This window comes from Isoptericola jiangsuensis (assembly GCF_002563715.1).
Classification (GTDB): Bacteria; Actinomycetota; Actinomycetes; order Actinomycetales; family Cellulomonadaceae; genus Isoptericola; species Isoptericola jiangsuensis.
This window is the reverse complement of sequence record NZ_PDJJ01000001.1, coordinates 1,589,278-1,612,911: the sequence shown is the minus strand read 5'-3', so window position 1 is coordinate 1,612,911 and position 23,634 is coordinate 1,589,278. Positions and strand designations below refer to the sequence as shown.

At 74.6% G+C, this 23,634-nt stretch carries 21 protein-coding genes; 7 read left to right on the top strand and 14 right to left on the bottom strand.

The window, feature by feature from the left end:
- Window positions 1-14 precede the first annotated feature (14 nt).
- Both ATJ88_RS07300 and ATJ88_RS07295 read right to left on the bottom strand, forming a co-directional pair.
- Window positions 15-2,546 carry an FtsK/SpoIIIE family DNA translocase gene (locus ATJ88_RS07300; protein ID WP_211287560.1) on the bottom strand — a complete coding sequence of 844 codons (2,532 nt, stop codon included), beginning with the start codon at window positions 2,544-2,546 and terminating at the stop codon, window positions 15-17.
- A gap of 287 nt (window positions 2,547-2,833) precedes the next feature.
- Window positions 2,834-3,244 (bottom strand): hypothetical protein, encoded by a 411-nt coding sequence (locus ATJ88_RS07295; protein WP_098463250.1) that lies wholly within the window; start codon window positions 3,242-3,244, stop codon window positions 2,834-2,836.
- Between the two features lie 77 nt (window positions 3,245-3,321).
- Between ATJ88_RS07295 and ATJ88_RS07290 the strand changes: the two genes are divergently transcribed.
- The gene (locus tag ATJ88_RS07290) at window positions 3,322-3,954 is read left to right on the top strand and encodes a TetR/AcrR family transcriptional regulator (RefSeq protein WP_098463249.1); all 633 of its coding nucleotides are present in this window, start codon (window positions 3,322-3,324) and stop codon (window positions 3,952-3,954) included.
- A 105-nt stretch (window positions 3,955-4,059) separates the two neighbouring features.
- Here ATJ88_RS07290 and ATJ88_RS07285 read toward each other — a convergent pair whose 3' ends face one another.
- Window positions 4,060-5,745 carry a ribonuclease J gene (locus tag ATJ88_RS07285; protein WP_098463248.1) on the bottom strand — a complete coding sequence of 562 codons (1,686 nt, stop codon included), beginning with the start codon at window positions 5,743-5,745 and terminating at the stop codon, window positions 4,060-4,062.
- A 25-nt stretch (window positions 5,746-5,770) separates the two neighbouring features.
- A complete protein-coding gene (dapA, locus tag ATJ88_RS07280; RefSeq protein WP_098463247.1) occupies window positions 5,771-6,691 on the bottom strand; it encodes a 4-hydroxy-tetrahydrodipicolinate synthase in 921 nt (306 codons plus the stop codon).
- A 156-nt stretch (window positions 6,692-6,847) separates the two neighbouring features.
- On the opposite strand from dapA, the gene ATJ88_RS07275 reads away from it, so the two are divergent.
- From ATJ88_RS07275 to ATJ88_RS07260, 4 genes are read left to right on the top strand one after another with little or no spacing between them, the layout of a single operon-like run.
- On the top strand, window positions 6,848-7,561 hold the full coding sequence (locus ATJ88_RS07275; RefSeq protein ID WP_098463246.1) for an AzlC family ABC transporter permease: 714 nt from the start codon (window positions 6,848-6,850) through the stop codon (window positions 7,559-7,561).
- A complete protein-coding gene (locus tag ATJ88_RS07270) occupies window positions 7,558-7,878 on the top strand; it encodes an AzlD domain-containing protein (RefSeq protein ID WP_098463245.1) in 321 nt (106 codons plus the stop codon). The genes ATJ88_RS07275 and ATJ88_RS07270 overlap by 4 nt, the downstream gene beginning before the upstream one ends.
- 6 nt (window positions 7,879-7,884) lie before the next feature.
- Entirely contained in the window at window positions 7,885-9,108 is a 1,224-nt protein-coding gene (locus tag ATJ88_RS07265; protein WP_141538626.1) for an MFS transporter, read from the top strand.
- 23 nt (window positions 9,109-9,131) lie between these two features.
- A complete protein-coding gene (locus tag ATJ88_RS07260; RefSeq protein WP_098463243.1) occupies window positions 9,132-9,638 on the top strand; it encodes a GNAT family N-acetyltransferase in 507 nt (168 codons plus the stop codon).
- A gap of 31 nt (window positions 9,639-9,669) precedes the next feature.
- On the opposite strand, the gene ATJ88_RS07255 is transcribed toward ATJ88_RS07260, so the two are convergent.
- Window positions 9,670-10,536, bottom strand: a complete 867-nt coding sequence (locus ATJ88_RS07255; protein WP_170023557.1) for an HdeD family acid-resistance protein — start codon at window positions 10,534-10,536, stop codon at window positions 9,670-9,672.
- A 120-nt stretch (window positions 10,537-10,656) separates the two neighbouring features.
- Between ATJ88_RS07255 and ATJ88_RS07250 the strand changes: the two genes are divergently transcribed.
- Window positions 10,657-11,859, top strand: a complete 1,203-nt coding sequence (locus ATJ88_RS07250; protein WP_098463241.1) for an MFS transporter — start codon at window positions 10,657-10,659, stop codon at window positions 11,857-11,859.
- A 63-nt stretch (window positions 11,860-11,922) separates the two neighbouring features.
- The gene (locus tag ATJ88_RS07245; RefSeq protein ID WP_098463240.1) at window positions 11,923-12,450 is read left to right on the top strand and encodes a hypothetical protein; all 528 of its coding nucleotides are present in this window, start codon (window positions 11,923-11,925) and stop codon (window positions 12,448-12,450) included.
- A 70-nt stretch (window positions 12,451-12,520) separates the two neighbouring features.
- On the opposite strand, the gene ATJ88_RS07240 is transcribed toward ATJ88_RS07245, so the two are convergent.
- The 9 genes from ATJ88_RS07240 to infB all read right to left on the bottom strand — a co-directional run bounded on the left by ATJ88_RS07240 (window position 12,521) and on the right by infB (window position 23,554).
- Window positions 12,521-12,982, bottom strand: a complete 462-nt coding sequence (locus ATJ88_RS07240; RefSeq protein ID WP_098463239.1) for a tetratricopeptide repeat protein — start codon at window positions 12,980-12,982, stop codon at window positions 12,521-12,523.
- Window positions 12,979-13,746 carry a 4-hydroxy-tetrahydrodipicolinate reductase gene (dapB, locus tag ATJ88_RS07235; protein WP_098463238.1) on the bottom strand — a complete coding sequence of 256 codons (768 nt, stop codon included), beginning with the start codon at window positions 13,744-13,746 and terminating at the stop codon, window positions 12,979-12,981. The genes ATJ88_RS07240 and dapB overlap by 4 nt, the downstream gene beginning before the upstream one ends.
- A complete protein-coding gene (locus ATJ88_RS07230) occupies window positions 13,743-15,083 on the bottom strand; it encodes a M16 family metallopeptidase (RefSeq protein WP_098463237.1) in 1,341 nt (446 codons plus the stop codon). Before ATJ88_RS07230 ends, dapB begins: the two co-directional genes overlap by 4 nt.
- Window positions 15,084-15,092: 9 nt before the next feature.
- Window positions 15,093-17,333, bottom strand: a complete 2,241-nt coding sequence (locus tag ATJ88_RS07225; RefSeq protein ID WP_098463236.1) for a polyribonucleotide nucleotidyltransferase — start codon at window positions 17,331-17,333, stop codon at window positions 15,093-15,095.
- 209 nt (window positions 17,334-17,542) lie between these two features.
- Window positions 17,543-17,812, bottom strand: coding sequence for a 30S ribosomal protein S15 (gene rpsO, locus ATJ88_RS07220; RefSeq protein ID WP_098463235.1), 270 nt, complete (start codon window positions 17,810-17,812; stop codon window positions 17,543-17,545).
- A 223-nt stretch (window positions 17,813-18,035) separates the two neighbouring features.
- A complete protein-coding gene (locus ATJ88_RS07215) occupies window positions 18,036-19,022 on the bottom strand; it encodes a bifunctional riboflavin kinase/FAD synthetase (RefSeq protein WP_098463234.1) in 987 nt (328 codons plus the stop codon).
- 128 nt (window positions 19,023-19,150) lie between these two features.
- Window positions 19,151-20,098: a tRNA pseudouridine(55) synthase TruB gene (truB, locus tag ATJ88_RS07210; protein ID WP_098463233.1), complete on the bottom strand. Its 948-nt coding sequence runs from the start codon at window positions 20,096-20,098 to the stop codon at window positions 19,151-19,153.
- Between the two features lie 88 nt (window positions 20,099-20,186).
- The gene (gene rbfA, locus ATJ88_RS07205) at window positions 20,187-20,621 is read right to left on the bottom strand and encodes a 30S ribosome-binding factor RbfA (RefSeq protein WP_098463232.1); all 435 of its coding nucleotides are present in this window, start codon (window positions 20,619-20,621) and stop codon (window positions 20,187-20,189) included.
- 80 nt (window positions 20,622-20,701) lie between these two features.
- Complete coding sequence (gene infB / locus ATJ88_RS07200) at window positions 20,702-23,554, bottom strand: translation initiation factor IF-2 (protein ID WP_098463231.1); 2,853 nt, start codon at window positions 23,552-23,554, stop codon at window positions 20,702-20,704.
- Window positions 23,555-23,634: the final 80 nt, after the last annotated feature.

Here is a 23,634-nt window from a genome sequence, read left to right as displayed (position 1 = left end):
CGCCGCGCCGGCGGTCAGCGCACCGGGTTCTCCGCGTCGGTGTCGGCGCCGTCGTGGTAGTCGGTGGCGACCGGCGGTCGCCCGGTGTCGGTGCCGTCGGCGTACCGGTCGCCGCCCTCGTCCGCGTCCTGGTCGTAGGCCTCGGAGGTCTCGCCGCGGATGATCGCGAGGGCCCCGGGGAGGTCGTCGGGCTGCACGAGCACCTCGCGCGCCTTCGACCCCTCGGACGGGCCGACGATCTCACGGGACTCCAGCAGGTCCATGAGGCGTCCCGCCTTGGCGAACCCGACGCGCAGCTTGCGCTGGAGCATCGACGTCGACCCGAACTGCGTGGACACCACGAGCTCGGCCGCCTGGAGCAGCAGGTCGAGGTCGTCGCCGATGTCCTCGTCGATCTGCTTCTTCGCCGCGGCGGGCGCGGTGACGTCCTTGCGGTAGGTCGGCTTGAGCTGGCCCTTGACGTGCTCGACGACGGCGTGGACCTCGGACTCGGTGACCCAGGCGCCCTGCACGCGCATCGGCTTGGCCGCGCCCATGGGCAGGAACAGGGCGTCGCCCTGCCCGATGAGCTTCTCCGCGCCGGGCTGGTCGAGCACGACGCGCGAGTCCGCCAGCGACGACGTCGCGAACGCCAGGCGGGACGGCACGTTGGCCTTGATGAGGCCGGTGACGACGTCGACCGACGGGCGCTGGGTCGCGAGCACCAGGTGGATGCCGGCGGCGCGGGCGAGCTGGGTGATCCGCTGGATCGACGCCTCGACGTCGCGCGGGGCGACCATCATGAGGTCGGCGAGCTCGTCCACGACGACCAGCAGGTACGGGTACGGCGCGACCTTCCGCTCGGAGCCCGGCGGCGGCACGATCTTCCCGGAGCGGGCGGCCGCGTTGAAGTCGTCGATGTGCTTGTACCCGAAGGCGGCGAGGTCGTCGTAGCGGGCGTCCATCTCCCGCACCACCCACTCCAGGGCCTCGGCGGCCTTCTTGGGGCTGGTGATGATCGGGGTGATGAGGTGCGGGATGCCCTCGTAGATGGTCAGCTCGACGCGCTTCGGGTCGACGAGGATGAGGCGGACCTGCTCGGGCGTGGACCGCATGAGGATCGACGTGATCATCGAGTTGATGAAGCTGGACTTGCCCGCGCCGGTGGCGCCGGCGACGAGGATGTGCGGCATCTTGGCGAGGTTCGCCACGACGTACCCGCCCTCGACGTCCTTGCCGACGCCCATGACCATGGGGTGCTCGGTGCGCCGGGCCGCGGAGGACCGCAGGACGTCGCCGAGCACGACGGTCTCGCGGTCGGAGTTGGGGATCTCGATGCCGATCGCGGACTTGCCGGGGATGGGCGACAGGATGCGCACGTCGGCGCTGGCGACGGCGTAGGCGATGTTGTTCGACAGCGACGTGATGCGCTCGACCTTCACCTTGGGGCCGACCTCGACCTCGTAGCGGGTCACGGTGGGTCCGCGGGTGAAGCCCGTGACCTTCGCGTCGACGCCGAACTGCTCGAAGACCTCCTCGAGCGACTCGACGACGCGGTCGTTCGCGGCGGACCGGGTCTTGTGGGGCGGGCCCTCGCCGAGCGCGTTCTCGTCGGGCAGCACGTACACGGTGTCGCCGGAGAGCATGGGCTGCTCGGCGCGTCCGCGCGGCGCGGGGCTCGGCTCGGGCGCGACGACGGCCCGCGGGGCGGGCTCGGGCTCGGGGGCGGCGGGCACCCGCTGGGTCGCGGCGGCGCGGTCGACCGTGCGGGTGGAGCCCGTGGCGGGCGACCCGGCCTTCTCCAGGGTGGCGGCCTTCTCGAACGCCTCGTCCCCCACGTAGGCCTCGAGCTCGGCCGCCTCCCGCTCGGCCGCCTCGCGCTCGGCCTTGGTCGGGCGCTTGCGCCGGCGGCGCTTGGGCGGGTCCTCGCCGTCGTGGGCGGAGACGCCGTCGGCGAGCTCGAGCGTGTCGTCGTCCTCGGGGTGGTGGTTGCCGGTGAGGCGGTCGTACAGACCACGCAGGCGCTCCGGGATGCGGTGGACCGGGGTGGCGGTCACGACGAGCAGGCCGAAGAACCCGAGCAGGAGGAACAGCGGGACGGCGACCCACTCGGTGACGCCGATGACGACGGGCGTGGCGGCGAGGTAGCCGATGATGCCGCCGGCGTCCTGCACCGCGGCGAACCCGTCGCGGGGCGAGGGCGTGTCCTCGGCGATCGCGACGAGCGAGCACACGGAGATCACCAGGAGGCTGACGCCGATGGCGACCCGGGAGTTGGCGTTGCCGCGCTCGGGGTGGCGCATGATGCGCACGCCGATCCACAGGAGCAGGACGGGCAGCGCGACGCCCGCGATCCCGAAGGTGCCGGCGACGACGGCGTGGACGGCGGTGCCGAACACGCCGGGGATGCCCCACCACTCGCGCGCGGCGACGACGAGCGCGAGGGCGATGAGGAAGAAGGCGACGCCGTCTCGGCGGTGCTCGGGTTCCAGGTCTCTCGCTCCCTTGGTGATCGTGCGGGTGGCGGCGCCGAGCCCGTGCGCGACGCCGAGCCAGGCGCCGCGCATGGCCCGGACGGGCCAGGGCGGGCGGTGCGCCTGCCCGCGGGCGGGCGTGCGGCCCTTCGACGGCTTGCGGCGTCCGCTCGACGCCGACGTGCTCCGGGCCGGGGCACGTCGGGCGGGCGCCGCCACCCCGGGGGTGCGCGCCGTCGTGGTCCGGGCCGACGTGCCGGTCCGGCTGCTCGTGCCGGGCGTCCGCCGGGCGGGGCTGCGCGTCGCCATGATGCTCTCACGGTACCCGCGTGCCCGGTGCCGGGGTCGCAGGCCGGGGGCGCGTGTCCCGGTGGCCCCGCTCACGCCGTCAGCAGGCCCACGCCGAGCGTGACGAGGCCGGCGGCGAGCACGACGGCGCCGACGGGCAGCAGGACGACGGCACGGTTGGGCCGTTCCCGGCCGGCGCCGACCGCGGACAGGAAGAACCCGGCGGGCAGGACGACGGCCGAGACGAGCACCCCGGTGCCGGCGACCCAGCGCCACGCGCCGGCGAGGTCGGTGGCCTCGGCGAGGAGCAGGCAGACCAGACCGAGGACCACGAGCACGCCGGCGTGGGCGTGCCCGGCCCGGTAGAAGGACGTCTGGAACCCGGTCGCGGGTGCGCGGCCGGTGACGACGGCGACGAGGAACGCGCCGCCGGACTCGATGGCGACGACGGTCAGGACGACGATCCCCGCGGTGACGCGGGCGGCGTCGGACAGCTCGATCACGATGACCTCCCTAGTTTACGAACAGTGTTATCAAACAACGTTCGCAAACCCCGGTCAAGGGGTCTACCCTCGGGGGCATGGCCCGGCCCCGCCTCCACGACGACGCCCTGCGCACCCGCCTGCTCGACCTCGCCTCCGAGGCCGTGTCCCGCGACGGCGAGCGGGGCCTGACCGTGCGCGCGGTCGCGGCGGCGGCCGGCACCAGCCCCTCGGCCGTCTACACGCTCTTCGGGTCCCGCGAGGACCTGCTCGCCGCCGTCAGCACCGAGGGGTTCCGCCGCTTCGCCGCGCACCTCGCCGCCGTCGCGCGCACCGACGACCCCGCCGCCGACCTGCGCGCGCTCGGTGAGGCCTACCGTCGCAGCGCGCTCGCCGACCCGCACTACTACCGCGTCCTGTTCGACCGCGGCGTCCGCCCCGGCCGGTCCGCCCCCCCGGCCGTCGAGCAGCCCACGTTCGTCGTCCTGCGCGACGCGGTCTCCCGGCTCCTCGCCGCGGGCGCCCCCGACGGCGCGCCGACGCCGCGTCCGTCCGACGCCGACGCCGCCGAGACCGTCGCGGTCGCGCTGTGGGGCCTCGTCCACGGCCTCGTGACGCTCGAGCTCGCCGGGCAGCTGCCCGGCACCGAGGACGAGCGCGCGGCCCGCTTCGCCGCGGCCACCGGGGCGGTCGGCCCGGCGCTCCTCGCGACCGTCGCTCCCCCGCCCTGACCACCGCGGCCCGGCCCGGCCCGTGACCCGGCACGGGACGCCGCAGGGGCCGCACCCGACGAACAGGTGCGGCCCCTGCGGGACGCGCGGTGCAGACGCCCGGCCTCAGGCCTCGACGACCACCGGGACGATCATCGGGCGGCGCCGCAGGCGGCGGTTGACCCACTGCCCGATGACGCGGCGCATGACCTGCTGGAGTTGGTAGGTGTCCGTGGCGCCGGCGGCGACGGCGTCCTCCAGGGCTCGCACGACCTCCGGCTGGATCTCGTCGAACACCGCGGCGTCCTCGGCCATGCCGCGCGCGAGGATCTGCGGGCCGGCCAGGACCTTGCCCGTGGCGGTCGACACCACGGCGAAGACGGACACGAAGCCCTCCTCGCCGAGCGTGCGCCGGTCCTTGAGCTCGTTCTCGGTGACCTCGCCGACCGACGAGCCGTCGACGTACACGTAGCCGCACGGCACGGCCCCGACGACGGACGCCTTGCCGTCCACGAGGTCGACGACGACACCGTCCTCGGCGAGCACGACGCGGTCGGCAGGGACACCGGTCTTCACCGCGAGCGCCGCGTTGGCCACGAGGTGGCGGACCTCGCCGTGCACCGGCATGACGTTCTTCGGCTTGAGGATGTTGTAGCAGTAGAGCAGCTCGCCGGCGCTGGCGTGGCCGGAGACGTGCACCTTCGCGTTGCCGGAGTGCACGACGCGCGCGCCGAGGCGGGTGAGCCCGTTGATGACGCGGAACACCGAGTTCTCGTTGCCCGGGATGAGGGAGCTGGCGAGGATGACGGTGTCGCCGTGGCCGATCTTGACCTTGTGGTCGCCGTTCGCCATCCGGCTCAGCGCGGCCATGGGCTCGCCCTGGGAGCCGGTGCACATGTACACGAGCTCGTGGTCGGGGATCTGGTCGGCCTTCTTCATGTCGACGAGGACGCCCGGGGGCACGTCGAGGTAGCCGAGCTCGGCGGCGATGCCCATGTTGCGGATCATGGACCGGCCGGCCAGGGCGACCTTGCGGCCGTGGGCGTGGGCGGCGTTGAGGACCTGCTGGACGCGGTGCACGTGCGACGAGAACGACGCGACGACGATGCGCTTCTCGGCCTGGGCGAACACGTTGTCCAGGACGGGGCCGATCTCGACCTCGTTCGTGACGAAGCCCGGGACCTCGGCGTTGGTGGAGTCGACCATGAACAGGTCGACGCCCTGCTCGCCGAGGCGGGCGAACGCCCGCAGGTCGGTGACGCGGCCGTCGAGCGGCAGCTGGTCCATCTTGAAGTCGCCGGTGTGCAGCACCGTGCCGGCGGCCGTGGTGACGGCGACGGCGAGGGCGTCCGGGATGGAGTGGTTGACCGCGACGAACTCGCAGGAGAACGCGCCGACCTGCGCGGTGTCGCCCTCCTTGACGACCCGCAGCACGGGGCGGATGCGGTGCTCCTTGAGCTTGGCGTCGACGAACGCGAGGGTCAGCTGGGAGCCATACAGCGGGATGTCACGGCGCAGCCGCAGCAGGTACGGCACGGCGCCGATGTGGTCCTCGTGGCCGTGGGTGAGCACGATGCCGTCGATGTCGTCGAGACGGTCGGCGATGTACTCGAAGTCCGGCAGGATCAGGTCGACGCCGGGCTGGTGGTCCTCGGGGAAGAGGACGCCGCAGTCGATGATCAGCAGACGGCCCTCGTGCTCGAGGACGGCCATGTTGCGGCCGACCTCGCCGAGGCCGCCGAGGGCGACGATCCGCAGACCGCCGCTCGGCAGCTCGGGGGGGAGGGAGAGTTCGGGGTGAGGGTGGCTCACTGGGCCTCCTGGCCTGGTGGTGTTGTCAGGGCGTGGTGCCGGCGCCTGGTACGCCGGCGGCGATGAGGGCGGCGCGCACGAGCGCCGCGTCGTCGTCGGAGGCGGCCACGTTGGGCAGCCGCAGCTCACGGTTGGGCAGCGCGCCGAGGACGTGGAGCGCCGCCTTGGTCATGACGGCCTGCGCACCGGTGCCGTTGAGGGCGGCGATGACGGGCAGCGTCGGGGTGAAGGCGCGCAGCGCGGCCGCGTGGTCGCCGGCGTCGAACAGGCGGACGACCTCGGCGAAGGCCCGCGCCACGACGTGTGCGCTGACCGACACGATGCCGGTGGCGCCGTGCGCGAGGAACGGCAGCAGCAGGCCGTCGTCGCCGGAGTACCAGGCGAGCCCGGTGGACTCCCGCAGCCCGGCGGCGGCCGCGACGTCGCCGGTCGCGTCCTTGGTCGCCACGACCCGCGGGTGCGCGGCGATCCGGTGGTAGGTGTCGGCGCCGATGCGCACGCCGGCGCGCGCCGGGACGTCGTACAGCATGACGGGCAGGTCGGTGGCGTCGGCGACGGCCGCGAAGTGCCGGTAGAGGCCCTCCTGGGTCGGCCGCGAGTAGTAGGGCGACACGACGAGCAGGCCGTCCGCGCCCGCCTCCGCGGCCTGCTCGGCCATCCGGACCGCGTGCGCGGTGTCGTTCGAGCCCGCCCCCGTCAGGACGGCGGCACGGTCGCCGACGGCCTCGACGACGGCCCGCACGAGGTCCGCCTTCTCCGGCGCGTGCGTCGCCGGGGCCTCCCCCGTCGTGCCGGACAGCACGAGCCCGTCGTTGCCCTCGTCCACGAGCCGCACCGCGAGCCGCGCCGCGGCGTCGAGGTCGACCTTCCCGGTGTCCGCCATCGGCGTGACCATCGCGGTGAGGACGGCGCCGAAAGGGCGCGCGGGGGTCAGGGGCAGCGTCATGGGACAACCGTACCGTCACGACGCTCCCCCGGAGGTCGCGACGAGCAGGTCGGCCGTGGCGCGCGAGGACGCCCGCCGACCGTGGGCGCCGCCCGGCAGAGCGCCCGCCGCGGACGGATTCCCGGGCCCCGGCGTCGCCGTGGTTTCCTGGGGCGCGTGACCCCGCCCCGCTCCCCCGCGACCGACGCCGCCGCGCGCCAGGGCCTGTCGGTCGCCGTCGCCACCGGGCTGTACGGCGTCTCGTTCGGCGCGCTGGCCGTCGTGGCCGGCCTGTCGGTCGCGCAGACCGCCGCGCTCAGCCTCCTGCTGTTCTCCGGCGGCTCGCAGTTCGCCGTCGTGGGCGTCGTCGCCGCGGGGGGCTCCCCCGTCGCCGCGATCGCGACCTCCACCCTGCTGGGCGCCCGCAACACCCTCTACGGCGCCGTCGTCGCGCCGCTGCTCGACGTGCGCGGGTGGCGGCGCGTCGCCGCCGCCCAGCTCACCATCGACGAGTCGACCGCCGTCGCCGTCGCCCAGCGCGACCCCGCCGCCGTGCGCACCGGGTTCTGGGTGACGGGGATCGGCGTCTTCGTGCTGTGGAACGTCTTCACGCTGGTCGGGGCCCTGGCCGGGGACGCCCTCGGCGACCCGCGCGCCTGGGGGCTCGACGCCGCTGCGGCCGCCGCGTTCCTGGCCCTGGTGTGGCCCCGCCTGTCCGGGCGCCTCGCCCAGGGGGTCGCGGCGCTCGCCGCGGCCGTCTCCCTCGCCCTCGTGCCCGTCGCCCCTGCCGGGGTGCCCGTCCTGGCGGCGGCCGCCGCCGCCGTCGTCGTCGGGCTCGTCACCAGCGGGCCCGGCACGTCCGGCACCCGCGCCACCGGAGGTGCCCGATGACACCCACCGTCCTGTGGGTCTGCGTGCTCGCGTCGTCCCTGGCCGCGTTCGGGCTCAAGCTCGCCGGGCACCTCGTGCCGCAGCACTGGCTCGCCACCGAGCGCGTGCAGCGCACCTCGACGCTCGTCACCGTCGCGCTGCTCGTCTCCCTCGTGGTGGTGCAGACGTTCGCCGACGGCCGGGCGGTCGTGGTGGACGCCCGCGTGCCCGCCCTCGCGGTGGCGGCGGTGGCGCTCGCGCTGCGCGCGCCGTTCCTGGTCGTCGTCGTCCTCGCGGCGGCCACGGCCGCGGGCCTGCGCGCCCTCGGCTGGGGCTGACCCGCCGTGGTGTCCCGCGCCCGGTGGACGCTCATGGCGCAGTTCGCGGTGTTCGGCGTCCTCGGCACGTCCTGGATGAGCCGGCTCCCCTCGATCCGCGCCGACCTCGGGCTCTCCGCGGCCGAGCTGGGCGGCCTGCTGGTGGTCGGCGGTGCGGGCACCCTGGCGGCCGTCATGGTGACGGGCGCCGTCGTGGCGCGCCTCGGCAGCCGCACCACCCTCGTCGTCGCGACGGTGGGCAACGTGCTCGGGTTCGGCCTGGTCGCCGCCGCGACCACGACCGGCGAGGTGGCCCTGTTCGCGCTCGGTGCGTGCCTCAACGGCATGTGCGGGGCGCTCACGAACGTGCCGATCAACATCAACGCCGCGGCCGTGGAACGCGCGATCGGGCGGGCCGTGCTGCCGCACTTCCACGCGGCGTTCTCCATCGGCGCGGCGGTGGGTGCGCTGCTCGCGGCCGGCTTCGCCTGGACGGGCTCCCCCGTCGCCGTGCAACTCGCCGTCGTGACCGGTGCGGTCACCCTGGCCCGGGCGCTGCTCATCGGGCCGTCCACCGCGCTGGCCCCGGAGCGTGCGCCCCGCGCCGGGGCGGACGGCCGCCGCGGCGCCGGGGCCCGGGGCGCGCTCGGGGCGTGGCGGGAGCCCCGCACCCTCCTCATCGGTCTCGTCCTGCTCGCGGCCTCGCTGTCCGAGGGGTCGGCCGGCACCTGGATGGCCCTCGCGGTCGTCGACGGGTTCGCCGCGCGGGAGTCCGTGGGGGCCGTCGCGTACGGCACGTTCGTCGGCGCGATGACGGTCGTGCGGTTCCTCGGCACGGGCCTCATCGACCGGTTCGGCCGCGTCACCGTGCTGCGGGTCTCCGGGGTCTCGGCGCTGGTGGGCCTGCTGGCGTTCGGCCTGGCGCCGAGCCTGCCCCTGGCCTGGGTCGGCATCGTGGCGTGGGGGTGCGGCGCCGCGCTCGCCAACCCCATCGCGATCTCCGCCGCCTCGGACGAGCCGGTGCACGCCGCCGCCCGGGTCGCGGTCGCCTCCTCGTTCTCCACGGTCGCGATGCTCGCCGCGCCGCCCCTGCTCGGCCTCCTCGCCGACGGCGTGGGCGTGCGCACCGCGCTGCTCACCATCTGCGGCGCCGCCGTCCTCTCCCTGGCGCTGGCCGGGCAGGTCCGGCCGCCCGCGACCTCGACCGCACCGGCCCCCGCCGCCGACCGCGACGCCCGCGCCGAGGGATGACCCGCTGCCCCTAGGGTGGGGCCATGGCACTGTTCCGCGAGACCGCAGACGTCTCCGTCCGGCCCGCCGTCCCCGGCGACGAGGACGCCGTCACCCGGGTCCAGGTCGACGCCTGGCGGGCGACCCACGCCGAGGTGCTCGGCGGCGCGACGGACCTCCTCGACGTCGACGTCATGCGCGACCGCTGGCGCGACGCCATCGTCGCGCCGCCCGGGCCGGGCTTCGCCGTGCTGGTCGCCCTCGACGGACCGCGCGTCGTCGGGTTCGCCGCCGTCGGCCCCGGCCAGCTCCTCGCCCTCGAGGTCGACCCGGGCGCACGACGGTCGGGTCACGGCTCGCGCCTGCTCGCCGCGGCCGTGGACCGGCTGCGCACCGACGGCGCGCAGGACGTCGTGACGTGGGTGCTGGACGGTGACGTCGCCCGCGAGCGCTTCCTCGGCGAGTCGGGCCTGGGGCCGGACGGCACCGAGCGGGCCCTCGCCACCGGCGTGCGCGACGTCGTCGAGCGCCGGTGGTCGGCGGCCGTCTGACCGTCCGGCGTCACCCCTCCCCTCGTGGACCTCAGGGGACCGGGCGGCCGTCGCCCGGGTCGTCGCGCCGCTCGGCGGGGTCGCCGCCCCGGTCGGCCACGTCGGCCCCGGCCACCGCGCCGGGCGCCTGCGGCCTCGCGGCCGCCGCGGGCGGCTCTCCCGTCGCAGGGACGACCTGCTCCGGTTCCGCAGGTGCGGGCGCCGCCGGTCCTGTCGCCGCCGCGGGTGCGAACCGCGGGTCGGCCGACCCGAGCACCGAGCCGCCGGTGACGACCACCCCCGCCTTGCCGGCCTCCTCGCGCAACCCCTGGAGCTCCCGGGCGACGGACCGCACCGCGAAGCCCGACACCAGGTGGATCGCCCCGGCGACGAACGCGAGCAGCGCGAAGACGATCGTCACGAGCCGCAGCACGTCCAGGGAGTCGAGCGGACGCGTCACCAGCAGCACCCCGAACAGCGCGGCCGTCAGCCCGAACGTCACCATCCACGGCCAGCCCAGGTCCCGGTTGCGGACCAGCGCGGCCCCGCCGACGACGGCCGTCACCCCGGCGACGATCGCCCAGCTCGCCAGCACGTAGTAGAGCGACGTCGGTCCGAGGTCCGGCCAGAACGCGACGACGACGCCGAAGACGACGTCCACCCCGGCCTGCGCCAGCCACCACGCCGACCCGACCTGGTGGCGGTGCACCAGCCACTGCACGCACACGAGCACGGCGTCGAGCACGAGGAACGCGCCCAGCAGCAGCCGCAGCACCTCCAGCTCCCCGAGCGGCTCGATCATGAGCAGCAGCCCGAGCACGACGAAGCACACGCCGCGCACCACCGGCAGCCACCACACCCGCCGGAACGGGTTGCGCACCTGCTCGACCGTCACGTCCGCCGGGTCGTCCTCGCGCATGCCGTCCTCCTTCAGGGGTGGCTGACCTGCGGCCATGCTAGGCAGCCCGCACCGGGGGCGCAGCGCGAGAGGGCGGGCCCCCGGGACGGCCCCGCGTGCGTCGGCGGGCGACCGCCCCGGGTGCGAGGATGTCCCGGTGCCCGAGCCCACCCGCCCGACCACCGGACCGTCCGGGACGCCGCCGCCGGGATCACCGTCCTCGCCGTCGCGAACTTCGTCGCCATCACCACCGAGGTGCTCCCCGTCGGCCTGCTGCCCCAGCTCGCCCGCGGCGTCGACGTCGCCGAGGAGACCGCGGGGCTGCTCGTCACCGTGTACGCGTTCGTCGTGGCGGCCCTCGCGCTCCCGCTGACCCTCGCCACCCGGCGCCTGCCCCGCAAGGGCCTGCTCCTGACCACCCTCGGGGTGTACGTGGCGAGCAACGTCGTCGTCGCGCTCGCCCCGACGTTCGCGGTCGTCGCGGCGGGACGCACGCTCGGCGGGATCGGGCACGCGGTGTTCTTCTCGGTGTCGATCGCGTACGCAGCGCGGCTCGTCGGCCCCCTGCACACGGGGCGGGCGCTCACGCTCGTCACCGGGGGCGGCACGCTCGGCTTCGTCCTCGGCGTACCGCTCGGCACCTCGCTCGGCGCGGCCGTGGGCTGGCGCTGGTCGTTCGCCGTGCTGGCCGCCGTCTGCCTGGTCACCGCGCTGCTCGTGGCGCGCCTCCTGCCCGCCGTCACGGTGCCCCCCGCCACGGCGGGGACGACCCACGAACGACGCGCCGGCACCTCCCGGCTCGTGGCCGTCGCCGCGACCAACACCGCCGTGTTCGCCGGGCAGTACACCGTCTACACCTACGTCGCCCTGCTGCTCCTGGCCACGGGGCTCACCGAGGGACTCGTCGGCCCCGTGCTGCTCGTGTTCGGCGCGACCGGGCTCGTCGGCCTGTGGGCCGCGGGACGGTTCCTCGACCGGCGTCCCCGCACCCTGACGCTCGTCACCCTGGGCGTCGTCGTCGGCTCCCTGCTCGCCGTCGCCGCGGCGCTGCCCGCCGCCCTGCCCGTGCTCGTGGCCTGCTGCCTGTGGCTGGCCGCGTTCGGCGCGCTGCCCGCCACCTTCCAGGCGGCGGCGCTGCGGACCCGCGGTGCGGGCGCCGACGTCGCCGGGTCCGTCGTCAACGCCACCGCGAACTTCGGGATCGGGGCGGGAGCGGCCGTCGGGTCCCAGGTGATCGGCGCGGCCGGACCTGCCGTGCTCGCCCTCGTGGGCGCCGCGGTCGTCGGCGTCGCGCTCGTCGTCGTGCTGCTCGCGCGCGACGCGTTCCCCGCCGAGGCGGGCTGACCCGTTCGCCGATGGTAACGACACGGTCACGCCCCGGAAGCACGCACCTGCGACCCTGAGGGCATGGGCCACGGCCATGCGGTGCGGCAGGAGCGCCGGCACACGACCACGATCGTCACCGACTACTTCGCCGCGCCGACCGACGCGCTGGCCGCCACCGTCGTCCACGCCGAGCTCGGACCGTCGACGCCCGCCCGCGGGTCCGGCGAACCGCTCTTCGACACCGTGCGCATGCCGTCCGTCGAGCCGTTCGTCATGCTCGGCTCCCTCGCCGAGGTCGTGTGCCGCCGCCCGTACGGCGAGGTCACGGCCGACCCGCGCCACGGGAACCTGGTGAGCGGCCAGGACGACGGCCCGTTCGTCGTCACCGTGTCCGCCGACCTCTCCGGCCGGCTCGCCGCGGCCTCCCCGCACGAGCTCGCCGAGGCCGCGCGTCGCTGGGCGTCCGGGCGCGCGTTCGACGAACCGGCCGCGCAGCGCCTCGCCACCGCCCTCGTCGCGCTGGGCGAGCTCGCGTGGCGTGCCGCGGACGTGCGCCACTCCCTGTACTGCTGGGCGCAGCTCACCCCGCCCGGAGGCACCACGCACTGAGGCCGGCCCCGTCGGGACCGGCCTCGGGAGGGCGTCGCACGGCGCGGCGTCGTCCGGGAGTCGTGGCGCCTCAGGCGCGGAACAGCGCCGAGGCGCGCCGCAGCGCGGCCCGGGCCCGCCGACGGTCGCCCGCCGCGTCGTAGGCGAACGCCAGGTGGTACCAGGCGCGCCAGCTCCCCGGGTCGGCCTCGACGGCCTGGCGCGCCGGGGCGAACGCCTCGTCCGCGGCGGCACGGTCGATCCGGCCACCGGGCGAGCGGGGCAGGTCGTCGACCGGCAGCTCGCCGGCCGCGGCGAGCTCGTCCGCCATGCGCTGCACGCGGGCCGCCAGGACGAACTCGCGCGCGACCAGGCCCACCACGAGCAGCGGGATGACCAGCACGGCCAGCCCGATCGCGACGAGCACCGGCTCGCCCGAGGCGATCATCGCCGCCCCGCGCCCGCCGATCGCCCACACGTAGATCGCGAGCAGGACGGTGACGGTGACCGCCCCGACCAGCCCGCGGGGCGGCCGTCGCCGAGCGTCCGTCACGACAGGTCCAGGACGTGCTCGAGCCCGACCGTCAGGCCCGGGCGCGAACCGACCTCGCGCACCGCGAGCAGCACGCCGGGCATGAACGACGCCCGGTCGAACGAGTCCTGCCGGATCGTCAGCTGCTCGCCCGCGTTGCCGAAGAGGATCTCCTCGTGCGCGACCAGGCCGCGCAGCCGCACGGCGTGCACGCGCACGCCGTCGACGTCCGCGCCGCGCGCCTCCCAGCCGGTCTGCGTGGCGTCCGGGGACGTGCCGAGGCCCGCCTCCGTCCGCGCGGCGGCGATGGCCGCGGCCGTGTGCCGGGCGGTGCCCGACGGCGCGTCGACCTTGTCCGGGTGGTGCAGCTCCACGACCTCGGCGGACTCGAAGTACCGCGCCGCCTTCGCCGCGAACGTCATCGCCAGCACCGCCGACAGCCCGAAGTTCGGGGCGATGAGCACCCCGAGACCGTCCGTACGGCCGGCGTTGAGACGCTCCAGGTGCTCGGTGACCCGACCGCGTGAGGCGTCGTCCCACCCGGTCGTCCCGACGACGGCGTGCGCGCCCGCGTCGAGGATCGCGTGCACGTTCGCCTCGGTCACCGACGGGACCGTGAGGTCCACGGCGACCTGAGCGCCGGACTCCCGCACCCGGGCGCCGACGTCGTCGCCCGACGTGATCCGCGCGACGAGCTCCAGCCCGTCGGCCGCCTCGACGGCGGCGCACGCCTGCGTGCCCATGCGACCCGCCGCCCCGACGACGGCCACCGCGATGCTGCTCACTGCTCTCCCCGGGACTCGAACGGACCGACCTTGACGATGCTGCGCGGCCGCGACGCGAGGTCGGCGGCCAGCTCGCGCACGTCCTCGGCGGTGACGGCGCGGATGCGGTCGAGGGACTCAGCCACGGTCATGAGCTCGCCGTGCACCAGCTCGGACTTGCCGAGCCGGCTCATGCGGGAGCCGGAGTCCTCCAGGCCCAGCACCAGGCCGCCCGACAGCTGGCCGACGGACCGCTCGAGCTCCGCGGCCGTGATGCCGGAGTCCGCCATGCGCTCGAGCTCGTCGACCATCATCGTGGTGACCTCGTCGACCTTGCCCGGCGCGCAGCCCGCGTACAGCCCGAACAGCCCGAGACCGCCGTGACCCTGCGCGAACGAGTACGTCGAGTACGCCAGGCCCCGCTTCTCGCGGATCTCCTGGAACAGGCGCGACGACATGCCGCCGCCGAGCACCGCGCTGAGGACGGTCAGCGCGAAGCGCCGCTCGTCCGTCGCCGACAGCCCCGTGGAGCCCACGACGACGTTCGCCTGCTCGACCTGGCGGTGCACGGTCAGCTCGACGCCCTGCATGGGCACGCCCGCCGTCTCCGGGGCCGAGCCGCGACGCGCGCGGGGCACGCCCGCGACGTCCAGGTCCCAGCCGCCGGCGACCAGCGCCTCGCCGACCTGCGCGACCAGACGGTCGTGGTCGACGCCGCCCGCCGCGGCGACCACCAGAGTCTCCGGGCGGTAGTGCCAGGTGTAGTGGTCCCACACGGCCTCGCGGGGCACCGCACGGATCGTGTCGGCCGTGCCGCCGATGGGACGGCCCAGCGCGTGCGACCCGAGCACCACCTCGGCGAACCGCTCGTGGACGACCTCGGCCGGGTCGTCCTCCGTCATGGCGAGCTCCTCGAGGATCACCCCGCGCTCGGTCTCCAGCTCGTCGGCGTCCAGGCGCGCGGAGGTGACCATGTCGGTGATGACGTCGACCGCCATCGGCAGGTCGTCGTCGAGCACCCGGGCGTAGTAGCAGGTGTGCTCCTTGCCCGTGGCGGCGTTGGCCTCGCCGCCGACGGCGTCGAACGCCTCGGCGATGTCGAGGGCGCTGCGCCGGTGCGTGCCCTTGAAGAGCAGGTGCTCCAGGAAGTGGGTGGAGCCGTGGTGGCCGTCTGTCTCGTCACGGGAACCGACGCCGACCCACGCACCCACCGTCGCCGAGCGCAGGCCCGGCATCTCCTCGGTGAGCACACGGACACCGCCGGGCAGGACGGTGCGACGGATCGTCGCGCCGTCCTGCCCGGCGGTCAGCTCGGCACCCGGCTGGCCCGCTCCGACGAGCGGGAGGTGCTGGCTCATGAGTGTCGATCAGGCCTCGGCGGGCTGCTCGGCAGCGTCGTCGGAGGTCGCCTCGTCCTCGGTCACCGCGACCAGCGAGAGCTTGCCGCGCGGGTCGATCTCACCGATCTCGACCTGGACCTTCTGGCCGATGGACAGCACGTCGTCGACGTTCTCGACGCGCTTGCCGCCCACGAGCTTGCGGATCTGGCTGATGTGCAGCAGACCGTCCTTGCCCGGGGACAGCGAGATGAACGCGCCGAACGACGTCGTCTTGACGACGGTGCCGACGAAGCGCTCGCCGACCTCCGGGACGTGCGGGTTCGCGATCGCGTTGATCGCGGCGCGCGCGGCCTCGGCCGACGGGCCGTCGGTGGCACCGATGTAGACGGTGCCGTCGTCCTCGATGGAGATGTCCGCGCCCGTCTCCTCCTGGATCTGGTTGATCATCTTGCCCTTGGGCCCGATGACCTCGCCGATCTTGTCGACCGGCACCTTCACCGTGATGACGCGCGGGGCGTTCGGGGACATCTCGTCCGGGACGTCGATCGCCTCGGCGATGACCTCGAGGATGGTCAGGCGGGCGTCGCGGGCCTGGGTGAGGGCCGCGGCCAGCACCGACGCCGGGATGCCGTCCAGCTTGGTGTCGAGCTGGATCGCCGTGACGAACTCGCTCGTGCCGGCGACCTTGAAGTCCATGTCGCCGAAGGCGTCCTCGGCACCGAGGATGTCGGTGAGGGCCGCGTAGCGGGTCTCACCGTCGACCGTGTCGGAGATGAGGCCCATCGCGATGCCCGCGACCGGCGCGCGCAGCGGCACACCGGCGTTGAGCAGCGACAGCGTCGAGGCGCAGACCGAACCCATCGACGTCGAGCCGTTGGAGCCGAGCGCCTCGGACACCTGACGGATCGCGTACGGGAACTCCTCGCGCGACGGCAGGACCGGCACCAGGGCACGCTCGGCGAGCGCGCCGTGACCGATCTCGCGACGCTTCGGCGAACCGACGCGACCGGTCTCACCGGTCGAGTACGGCGGGAAGTTGTAGTTGTGCATGTAGCGCTTGCGCGTGACCGGCCCGAGCGAGTCGATCTGCTGCTCCATGCGGAGCATGTTCAGCGTGGTGACACCCATGATCTGGGTCTCGCCGCGCTCGAACAGCGCCGAGCCGTGCACGCGGGGCAGCACCTCGACCTCGGCCGACAGGGTGCGGATGTCCGCGAGCCCACGACCGTCGATGCGGACGCCGTCGGTGAGGACGCGCTGACGGATGAGCTTCTTCTGCAGCGCGCGGTACGCGGCCGACAGCTCCTTCTCGCGACCCTCGAACCGGTCGGCGAGCGTGGAGACGAGCTCGGCCTTGATCTCGTCCAGGCGGTTCTCACGGTCCTGCTTGTCCGCGATCGCGAGCGCGTCGCGCAGCGCGGCGGTGACCTCGGCCTCGACGGCCTCGAACGCGTCGGCCTGGTAGTCCAGGAAGACCGGGTACTCCTTGACGTCCTTCGCCGCCTGGGCCGCGAGCGACGCCTGCGCGTCGCACAGCGCCTTGAGGAACGGCTTGGAGGCCTCGATGCCCTGCGCCACGATCTCCTCCGTGGGCGCGGTCGCGCCCTCGGACTTGATGAGGTTCCAGGCGTCGTCCGTGGCCTCGGCCTCGATCATCGCGATAGCCACGTCGGAGCTGCCGTCGGCGCCCGTCACCACGCGCCCCGCGACGACCATGTTGAACACGGCGCGCTCGAGGTCCGAGTGCTTCGGGAACGCGACCCACTGGTCGTCGATGAGGGCCACGCGGACACCCGCGACCGGGCCGGAGAACGGCAGGCCGGAGATCTGCGTGGACGCCGAGGCGGCGTTGATCGCCAGGACGTCGTAGGCGTCGTCCGGGTGGATCGCCAGGACGGAGATGACGACCTGGACCTCGTTGCGCAGGCCCTTGACGAACAGGGGGCGCAGCGGGCGGTCGATGAGGCGGCAGGCCAGGATCGCCTCGGTCGAGGGGCGGCCCTCGCGGCGGAAGAACGAGCCGGGGATGCGGCCCGCGGCGTACATCCGCTCCTCGACGTCCACCGTCAGCGGGAAGAAGTCGAACTGGTCCTTGGGGTGCTTGCCGGCCGTCGTGGCCGACAGGAGCATCGTCTCGCCGTCCAGGTACGCGGCGACGGAGCCGGCGGCCTGGCGGGCCAGGCGGCCCGTCTCGAAGCGGACGGTGCGGGTGCCGAAGCGGCCGTTGTCGATGACGGCCTCGGCGAACTGGATCTCGGGTCCCTCCACGGGTGCCCTCCTTGTTCTCGAAGGCGCCGCCCGTCCGAGCGACGGTCTTCGATCGAGGCCCCCGGAGCCGCGCACCGGCGCGAGCCGGACGGATCGGGAGGCCACTACCGAGGACCGGACGACGGCCCGGTGGCGCGGTGTTGGTGGTACCAGGACATCACACCAGACCAGCCCGGGCCCTGCGAGAGGGCCCGGGCTGGGCGGTGGTGTCAGCGGCGCAGGCCGAGGCGCTCGATGAGCGTCCGGTAGCGCGCGATGTCGACCTTCTGCAGGTAGCCGAGCAGGCGGCGGCGCTGGCCGACCAGCAGGAGCAGGCCACGACGCGAGTGGTGGTCGTGCTTGTGCTCCTTGAGGTGCTCGGTGAGGTCCTTGATGCGCTGCGTCAGCATCGCGACCTGAACCTCCGGCGAGCCGGTGTCACCCTCGTGGGTCGCGTACTCGGTCATGATGGCCTGCTTGGTGGCAGAGTCGAGCGGCATGTGCTCTCCTTCGGTGTCGTTGCGCGGTGCTCCGGGACCGATCTCACCGGGCGCTCTGGATCCGCGGCCGTTCTACGGCATCGACCATCGTACCAGCGTGCCGCCCGCCGGGAACCGGTGGGCGGCACGTCGTGGTCCACGCCACACCCGTGCGGACGGCGCGGTCCGCGCGCTCCCCGTCGAGCCCGGGGCGGGTCGCCGCGCTCCCGGTGTCCCGGTCCCGTCAGGCCGGGTCGCCCGCCAGGATCTCCCGCGCCCGGGCCACGTCCGCGTGCATCTGCGTCACCAGGGGCTCCACGCCGTCGAACCGCAGGGTCGGGCGCAGGTGCTCCACGAGTTCCAGCACGACCTCCTCGTCGTACAGGTCGAGGTCGCTGCGGTCCAGGACGTACGCCTCGACGCGCCGCTCCACCCCGTCGAACGTCGGGTTCGTGCCGATCGAGATCGCCGCCGGCAGCCGCACGTCGGGGTGCGCGCCGTCGACGGCCCGCAGCTGCGGACGAACCAGCCACCCCGCGTACACCCCGTCGGCGGGGACCATGCCCGCGATCGCACCCAGGTTCGCCGTCGGGAACCCGAGCTCGCGCCCGCGCGCGTCCCCGTGGACCACGGTGCCCCGCACCCGGTGCCGCCGGCCCAGCACGTCCGCGGCCTGCGCCACGTCGCCCTCGGCGAGCAGCGCACGCGCCGCCGAGCTCGACCAGCGCTGCCCCGCACCGTCCGCCGCGGGCAGGCACTCCCCCACGTCGTCGATCGCGACGACCTCGAAGCCGTGCACCCCGCCGAGGTCGACCATGGCGGCGAGGTCGCCGCCGTTGTCCCTGCCGAACCGCACGTCGTGGCCCACCACGACGCTGCGGGCCCCCAGCGCCCCCGTGAGGTAGCGGGTGACGAACTCCTCGGGGGTCTGCGCGGCGAACGCCAGCGAGTAGGGCACCACGAGGACGGCGTCCAGGCCCGTGCCCGCCATGAGCTCGAGCCTGTCCGCGAGGCCCGTGAGGAGCTCCGGCGCGCTCTGCGGGCGGTGCACGGTGGCCGGGTGCGGGTCGAACGTCACCGCGACGGCCGCGCGGTCGTCGGCGCGCGCGAGCCGCACGAGGCGGCCGAGCACGGCCTGGTGACCGCGGTGCACGCCGTCGAAGTTGCCGATCGTGACGACGGACGGGCCGAAGCCGTCGGGGACCTCGTCGATGTCCGTGAACACCTGCACCGGTTCGTGCTCCTCCGCTCGGGGGACGCCACGTCCGGCGCCGACCGTCCAGGATAGCCCCGGGTCGGGGCTGCGTCCGACGCCGGTCCGACGCCGGTCCGACGCCGGTCCGACGCCGGTCCGGGTCGTCAGGCCGGTGCCAGCACCAGGACCGGTCGCGCCAGCGGCTCGCCCCGCCGCACCGTGTCCTCCAGGAGGGCCACGAGCGCACCGTCCGGCCCGAACGCCGCGACCGTCCCCGCGGTTCCCGTCACCGGCACCCACTGGCCGTAGCCCAGCGCCCGGGCCTCCGGCTCCGTGAGCTCCCGCACGGGGAAGGTGGCACGGGCCGCGTCGGCGAGGGGCAGGGTCGCCAGCGTGCCGTCGGCGTCCGCCTGCTCCGCGAGCTCCTCCAGCGTGCGCGCCTGCGCGAGGTCGAAGCCTCCCACCCGCGTCCGGCGCAGCGCCGTCAGGTGCCCCCCGACGCCGAGCGCGGCCCCGAGGTCGCGGGCCAGCGCCCGCACGTACGTGCCGGACGACACGACCACGTGCACGTCGACGTCGACGACGTCCAGACCGTCGGCGACCGCCGTGCGGACGTCGAGCACGTCGAACCGGCTCACGGTCACCGGACGGGCGGCCAGCTCGACCTCCTCGCCGGCCCGGGCGCGGGCGTACGCACGCTTCCCGTCGACCTTGATGGCGCTGACCGTCGTGGGCACCTGCCGGATGTCGCCGGTGAGCCGCGCGACCTCACGGTCCAGCGCGTCGCGCGCGACACCCGGGCCGGTGCCCGCCGCGACCACGACCTCGCCCTCGGCGTCGTCCGTGGTCGTGCTCACGCCCAGCCGGATCGTGGCGTCGTACGCCTTGTCGGCGCCCACCACGTACGTCAGCAGCTTCGTCGCGCGGCCGACGCCGACGACGAGGACGCCCGTGGCCATCGGGTCCAGCGTCCCGGCGTGACCGACCTTGCGCGTGCCGGCCAGGCGCCGGCAGCGCGCGACGACGTCGTGGCTCGTCCAGCCTGCGGGCTTGTCCACCACCAGCAGACCGTCGGGTGCCGTCGGGCGGCGGTCCCGGTGTTGCTCGGCCATCGGGCCGCTCCTCTCCGAAGCCCTCGGGCCCGGGCCCCGGGCGACGCCGTCGGCGTGCGCAGGGGTCCCGGGCCCGAGGGGCGTGGGGTCAGGACTCGTCGTCGTCGGCCTCGACCCGGTACGGGTCGGCGTCCCCGGCGAACTGCTTGCCCTCGCGCAGCGACGCGAGCTCGGCGTCCCGGCGACGGGCCTCGATCAGGGCGGCGTCGAGGTGCGCGGCGGTGTCCGGCACCGAGTCCAGGTGGAACTCGATGCTGGGCGTCAGGCGGATGCCCGTCTGCTTGCCGACCTCGGAGCGGATGAGCCCCTTGGCGCTCTCCAGCGCCGCGGCGGTGCCCGCCCGCTCCTCGTCGCTGCCGTACACGGTGTAGAAGACCGACGCCTGCTGCAGGTCGCCGGTCACCCGCACGTCGGTCACCGTGACGAAGCCGAGACGCGGGTCCTTGATCCGCGTGTCGAGCATGCTCGCCACGATCTCCTTGATGCGGTCGGCGAGCTTGCGTGCCCGCGGGTTCTCGTTCATCGTTCCTCCTTCTGCTCACGCCGACGGCGCCCGGCCCGACCGCTGCGGCCGGGCCGGGCGCCGTCGTCGCCCTGACCTTCTCAGGAGCGGGGGATCTCCCGCATCTCGAAGGTCTCGATGATGTCGCCCTCGGTGACGTCGTTGAACGACCCGAGACCGATACCGCACTCGAAGCCCTCGCGGACCTCGGTGACGTCGTCCTTCTCGCGCCGCAGCGACTCGACCGTGAGGTTGTCGCCGACGACCTTGCCGTTGCGCAGCACGCGCGCCTTCGAGTTCCGTCGGATCGTGCCCGAGCGGATGATCGAACCGGCGATGTTGCCGAACTTCGAGGAACGGAAGACCTGGCGGATCTCGGCGGTACCGAGCTGCGCCTCCTCGTACTCCGGCTTGAGCATGCCCTTGAGGGCCGCCTCGATGTCGTCGATGGCCTGGTAGATGACCGAGTAGAACTTGACGTCGACGCCCTCGCGGTCCGCCAGGTCCTCGACACGAGGACCGAACTTCACGTTGAAGCCGAGGATCACGGCGTTGTCGACCGTGGCCAGGTTGACGTCGTTCTGGGTGATGGAGCCCACGCCGCGGTGGATGACCCGCAGCTGGACCTCGTCGCCCACGTCGATCTTGAGCAGCGCGTCCTCGAGCGCCTCGACGGCACCCGACACGTCGCCCTTGAGGACCAGGTTGAGGGTCTCGACCTTGCCCTGCTCCAGCGCCTTGGTGAAGTCCTCCAGGCTGATGCGCTTGCGGCGCTTGGCCAGGAGCGCGGCACGCTCGGCGGCCTCGCGCTTCTCCGCGATCTGCCGGGCGGTGCGCTCGTCGGGCGCCACCAGGAAGCTGTCGCCGGCGCTCGGCACCGACGACAGGCCGAGGACCTGGACCGGACGGGCGGGGCCCGCCTCGGACAGCGTCTCGCCGTGCTCGTCGAGCATCGCGCGGACACGGCCGTGGGCCGTGCCGGCGACGATCGCGTCACCGACGTGCAGCGTGCCGGACTGGACCAGGACGGTCGCGACGGAACCGCGACCCTTGTCGAGGTGCGCCTCGATGGCGACACCGCGCGCGTCCTTGTCCGCGTTGGCCCGCAGGTCGAGGGCGGCGTCCGCCGTGAGCAGGACCGCCTCGAGCAGCTCGTTGATGCCCTTGCGGCGCAGCGCGGAGACGTCGACGAACATCGTGTCGCCGCCGTACTCCTCGGCCACCAGGTTGTACTCGGTGAGCTGCTGGCGGATCTTGGCGGGGTTGGCCCCCTCCTTGTCCACCTTGTTCACCGCGACGACGATCGGCACGCCGGCCGCCTGCGCGTGGTTGAGCGCCTCGATGGTCTGCGGCATCACGCCGTCGTCCGCGGCCACCACGAGGATCGCGATGTCCGTGACCTGGGCACCACGGGCACGCATGGCGGTGAACGCCTCGTGGCCCGGGGTGTCGATGAACGTGATGGCACGGTCGACGCCCTCGTGCTCGGCGTGCACCTGGTACGCACCGATGTGCTGCGTGATGCCGCCGGCCTCGCCGGCCACCACGTCGGTGGACCGGATGGCGTCGAGGAGCTTCGTCTTTCCGTGGTCGACGTGGCCCATGACGGTCACGACCGGCGGACGGGCCACGAGGTCCTCGTCGGACTCGCCGGCCTCCTCGGCCTGCAGGTCGATGTCGAAGGACCCGAGCAGCTCGCGGTCCTCCTCCTCGGCCGAGACCATCTCGATGACGTAGCCGAGCTCGGCGCCGAGGGCCGCGAACGTGTCCTCGTCGAGCGACTGGGTCGCCGTGGCCATCTCGCCCAGGTGGAACAGGACGGTCACGAGCGACGCCGGGTTGGCGTCGATCTTGTCGGCGAAGTCGTTGAGCGACGAACCGTGACGCAGGCGGATGACGGTGTCACCGCTGCCGCGGGGGACGGTCACGCCACCCAGCGACGGCGCCTGCATCTGCTCGAACTCCTGGCGCTTCGCCCGCTTCGACTTGCGGCCGCGGACGGGACGACCGCCCGCACGACCGAACGCACCCTGGGTGCTGCCGCGACCGGCACCACCGCGACCGCGGAAACCGCCGCCGCCGGCCGGGGCGCCGCCACCGGGACGCGCGCCGCCACCGGCGGGAGCGCCGCCGCCACCGGGACGACCGCCCGGCGCACCGGGACGACCGCCACGACCACCGCCGCCACCGCGCGCGCCGCCCGGGGCCGGGCGCTCGCCCGGACGGGGCATGCTCGTGCGGCCCGGCATCATGCCGGGGTTCGGGCGGGGCCCGCCGGGGCGGGGAGCCGCGGACGCGGGACGGGGACCGCCGGGACGGGGACCGCCCGGACGCTCGGACGCCGCCTGGCCGCCACCCTCGCCGCGCTGCTGGCGCGGCATGCCCTGGTTGGACGCGTAGGGGTTGTTCCCCGGGCGCGGGGAACGCTGCATGCCCTGCTGGGACGCGTAGGGGTTGTTGCCCGGACGCGGCTCGCGGCCGCCGGGACGCTGCCCGCCGGGCTTGGCGCCCGGCCGGGGCGCGGCCGAGGACGGGGCGGACGCCGGCTTGGGCGCACCACCCGGCTTCGGGGCCGCGGGCTGGGCCGGCGCCTGCTGCGCGGGGGCGGCGGGCGCGGGTGCCGGGGCGGGCTTGTCCGCCTCGGGCCTGGCCACCGGCTTCTCGGCGGCCGGCTTCTCGGCCGCGGGGGCCGGGCGGGGCCCGGGTGCCGGAGCCGCGGACTGCGGCTTCGCGGGTGCCGGGGTCGCCTTCGGCGCGGGCTTCGCGGCCGGCTTCGGCTTGTCGGACGACGCGCTGCCCGCCTGCAGGCGGTCACGCATCATGCGCTCGACCGGGGCCTCGAGGGTCGAGGACGCCGAACGGACGAACTCGCCTGCCTCCTTCAGCTCGGCCAGCAGGGTCTTGCTCTCCACCCCGAGCTGCTTCGCCAGCTCGTGGACGCGGATCTTCGCCACATCTCTCCTGTCTCGGCCCCACCGAGACAGGCAGGACCGTCGTTAAAAGTACCGAGTACTCATCGCTGGGGACTCATCGG

Bases quoted from the DNA above. Each gene is read 5' to 3' on its own strand.
- ATJ88_RS07300 (WP_211287560.1), bottom strand. From the start codon at position 2,546: ATGCGCGGCGCCTGGCTCGGCGTCGCGCACGGGCTCGGCGCCGCCACC.
- ATJ88_RS07290 (WP_098463249.1), top strand. From the start codon at position 3,322: ATGGCCCGGCCCCGCCTCCACGACGACGCCCTGCGCACCCGCCTGCTC.
- dapA (WP_098463247.1), bottom strand. From the start codon at position 6,691: ATGACGCTGCCCCTGACCCCCGCGCGCCCTTTCGGCGCCGTCCTCACC.
- ATJ88_RS07270 (WP_098463245.1), top strand. From the start codon at position 7,558: ATGACACCCACCGTCCTGTGGGTCTGCGTGCTCGCGTCGTCCCTGGCC.
- ATJ88_RS07260 (WP_098463243.1), top strand. From the start codon at position 9,132: ATGGCACTGTTCCGCGAGACCGCAGACGTCTCCGTCCGGCCCGCCGTC.
- ATJ88_RS07255 (WP_170023557.1), bottom strand. From the start codon at position 10,536: ATGCGCGAGGACGACCCGGCGGACGTGACGGTCGAGCAGGTGCGCAAC.
- ATJ88_RS07245 (WP_098463240.1), top strand. From the start codon at position 11,923: ATGGGCCACGGCCATGCGGTGCGGCAGGAGCGCCGGCACACGACCACG.
- ATJ88_RS07230 (WP_098463237.1), bottom strand. From the start codon at position 15,083: ATGAGCCAGCACCTCCCGCTCGTCGGAGCGGGCCAGCCGGGTGCCGAG.
- rpsO (WP_098463235.1), bottom strand. From the start codon at position 17,812: ATGCCGCTCGACTCTGCCACCAAGCAGGCCATCATGACCGAGTACGCG.
- truB (WP_098463233.1), bottom strand. From the start codon at position 20,098: ATGGCCGAGCAACACCGGGACCGCCGCCCGACGGCACCCGACGGTCTG.
- rbfA (WP_098463232.1), bottom strand. From the start codon at position 20,621: ATGAACGAGAACCCGCGGGCACGCAAGCTCGCCGACCGCATCAAGGAG.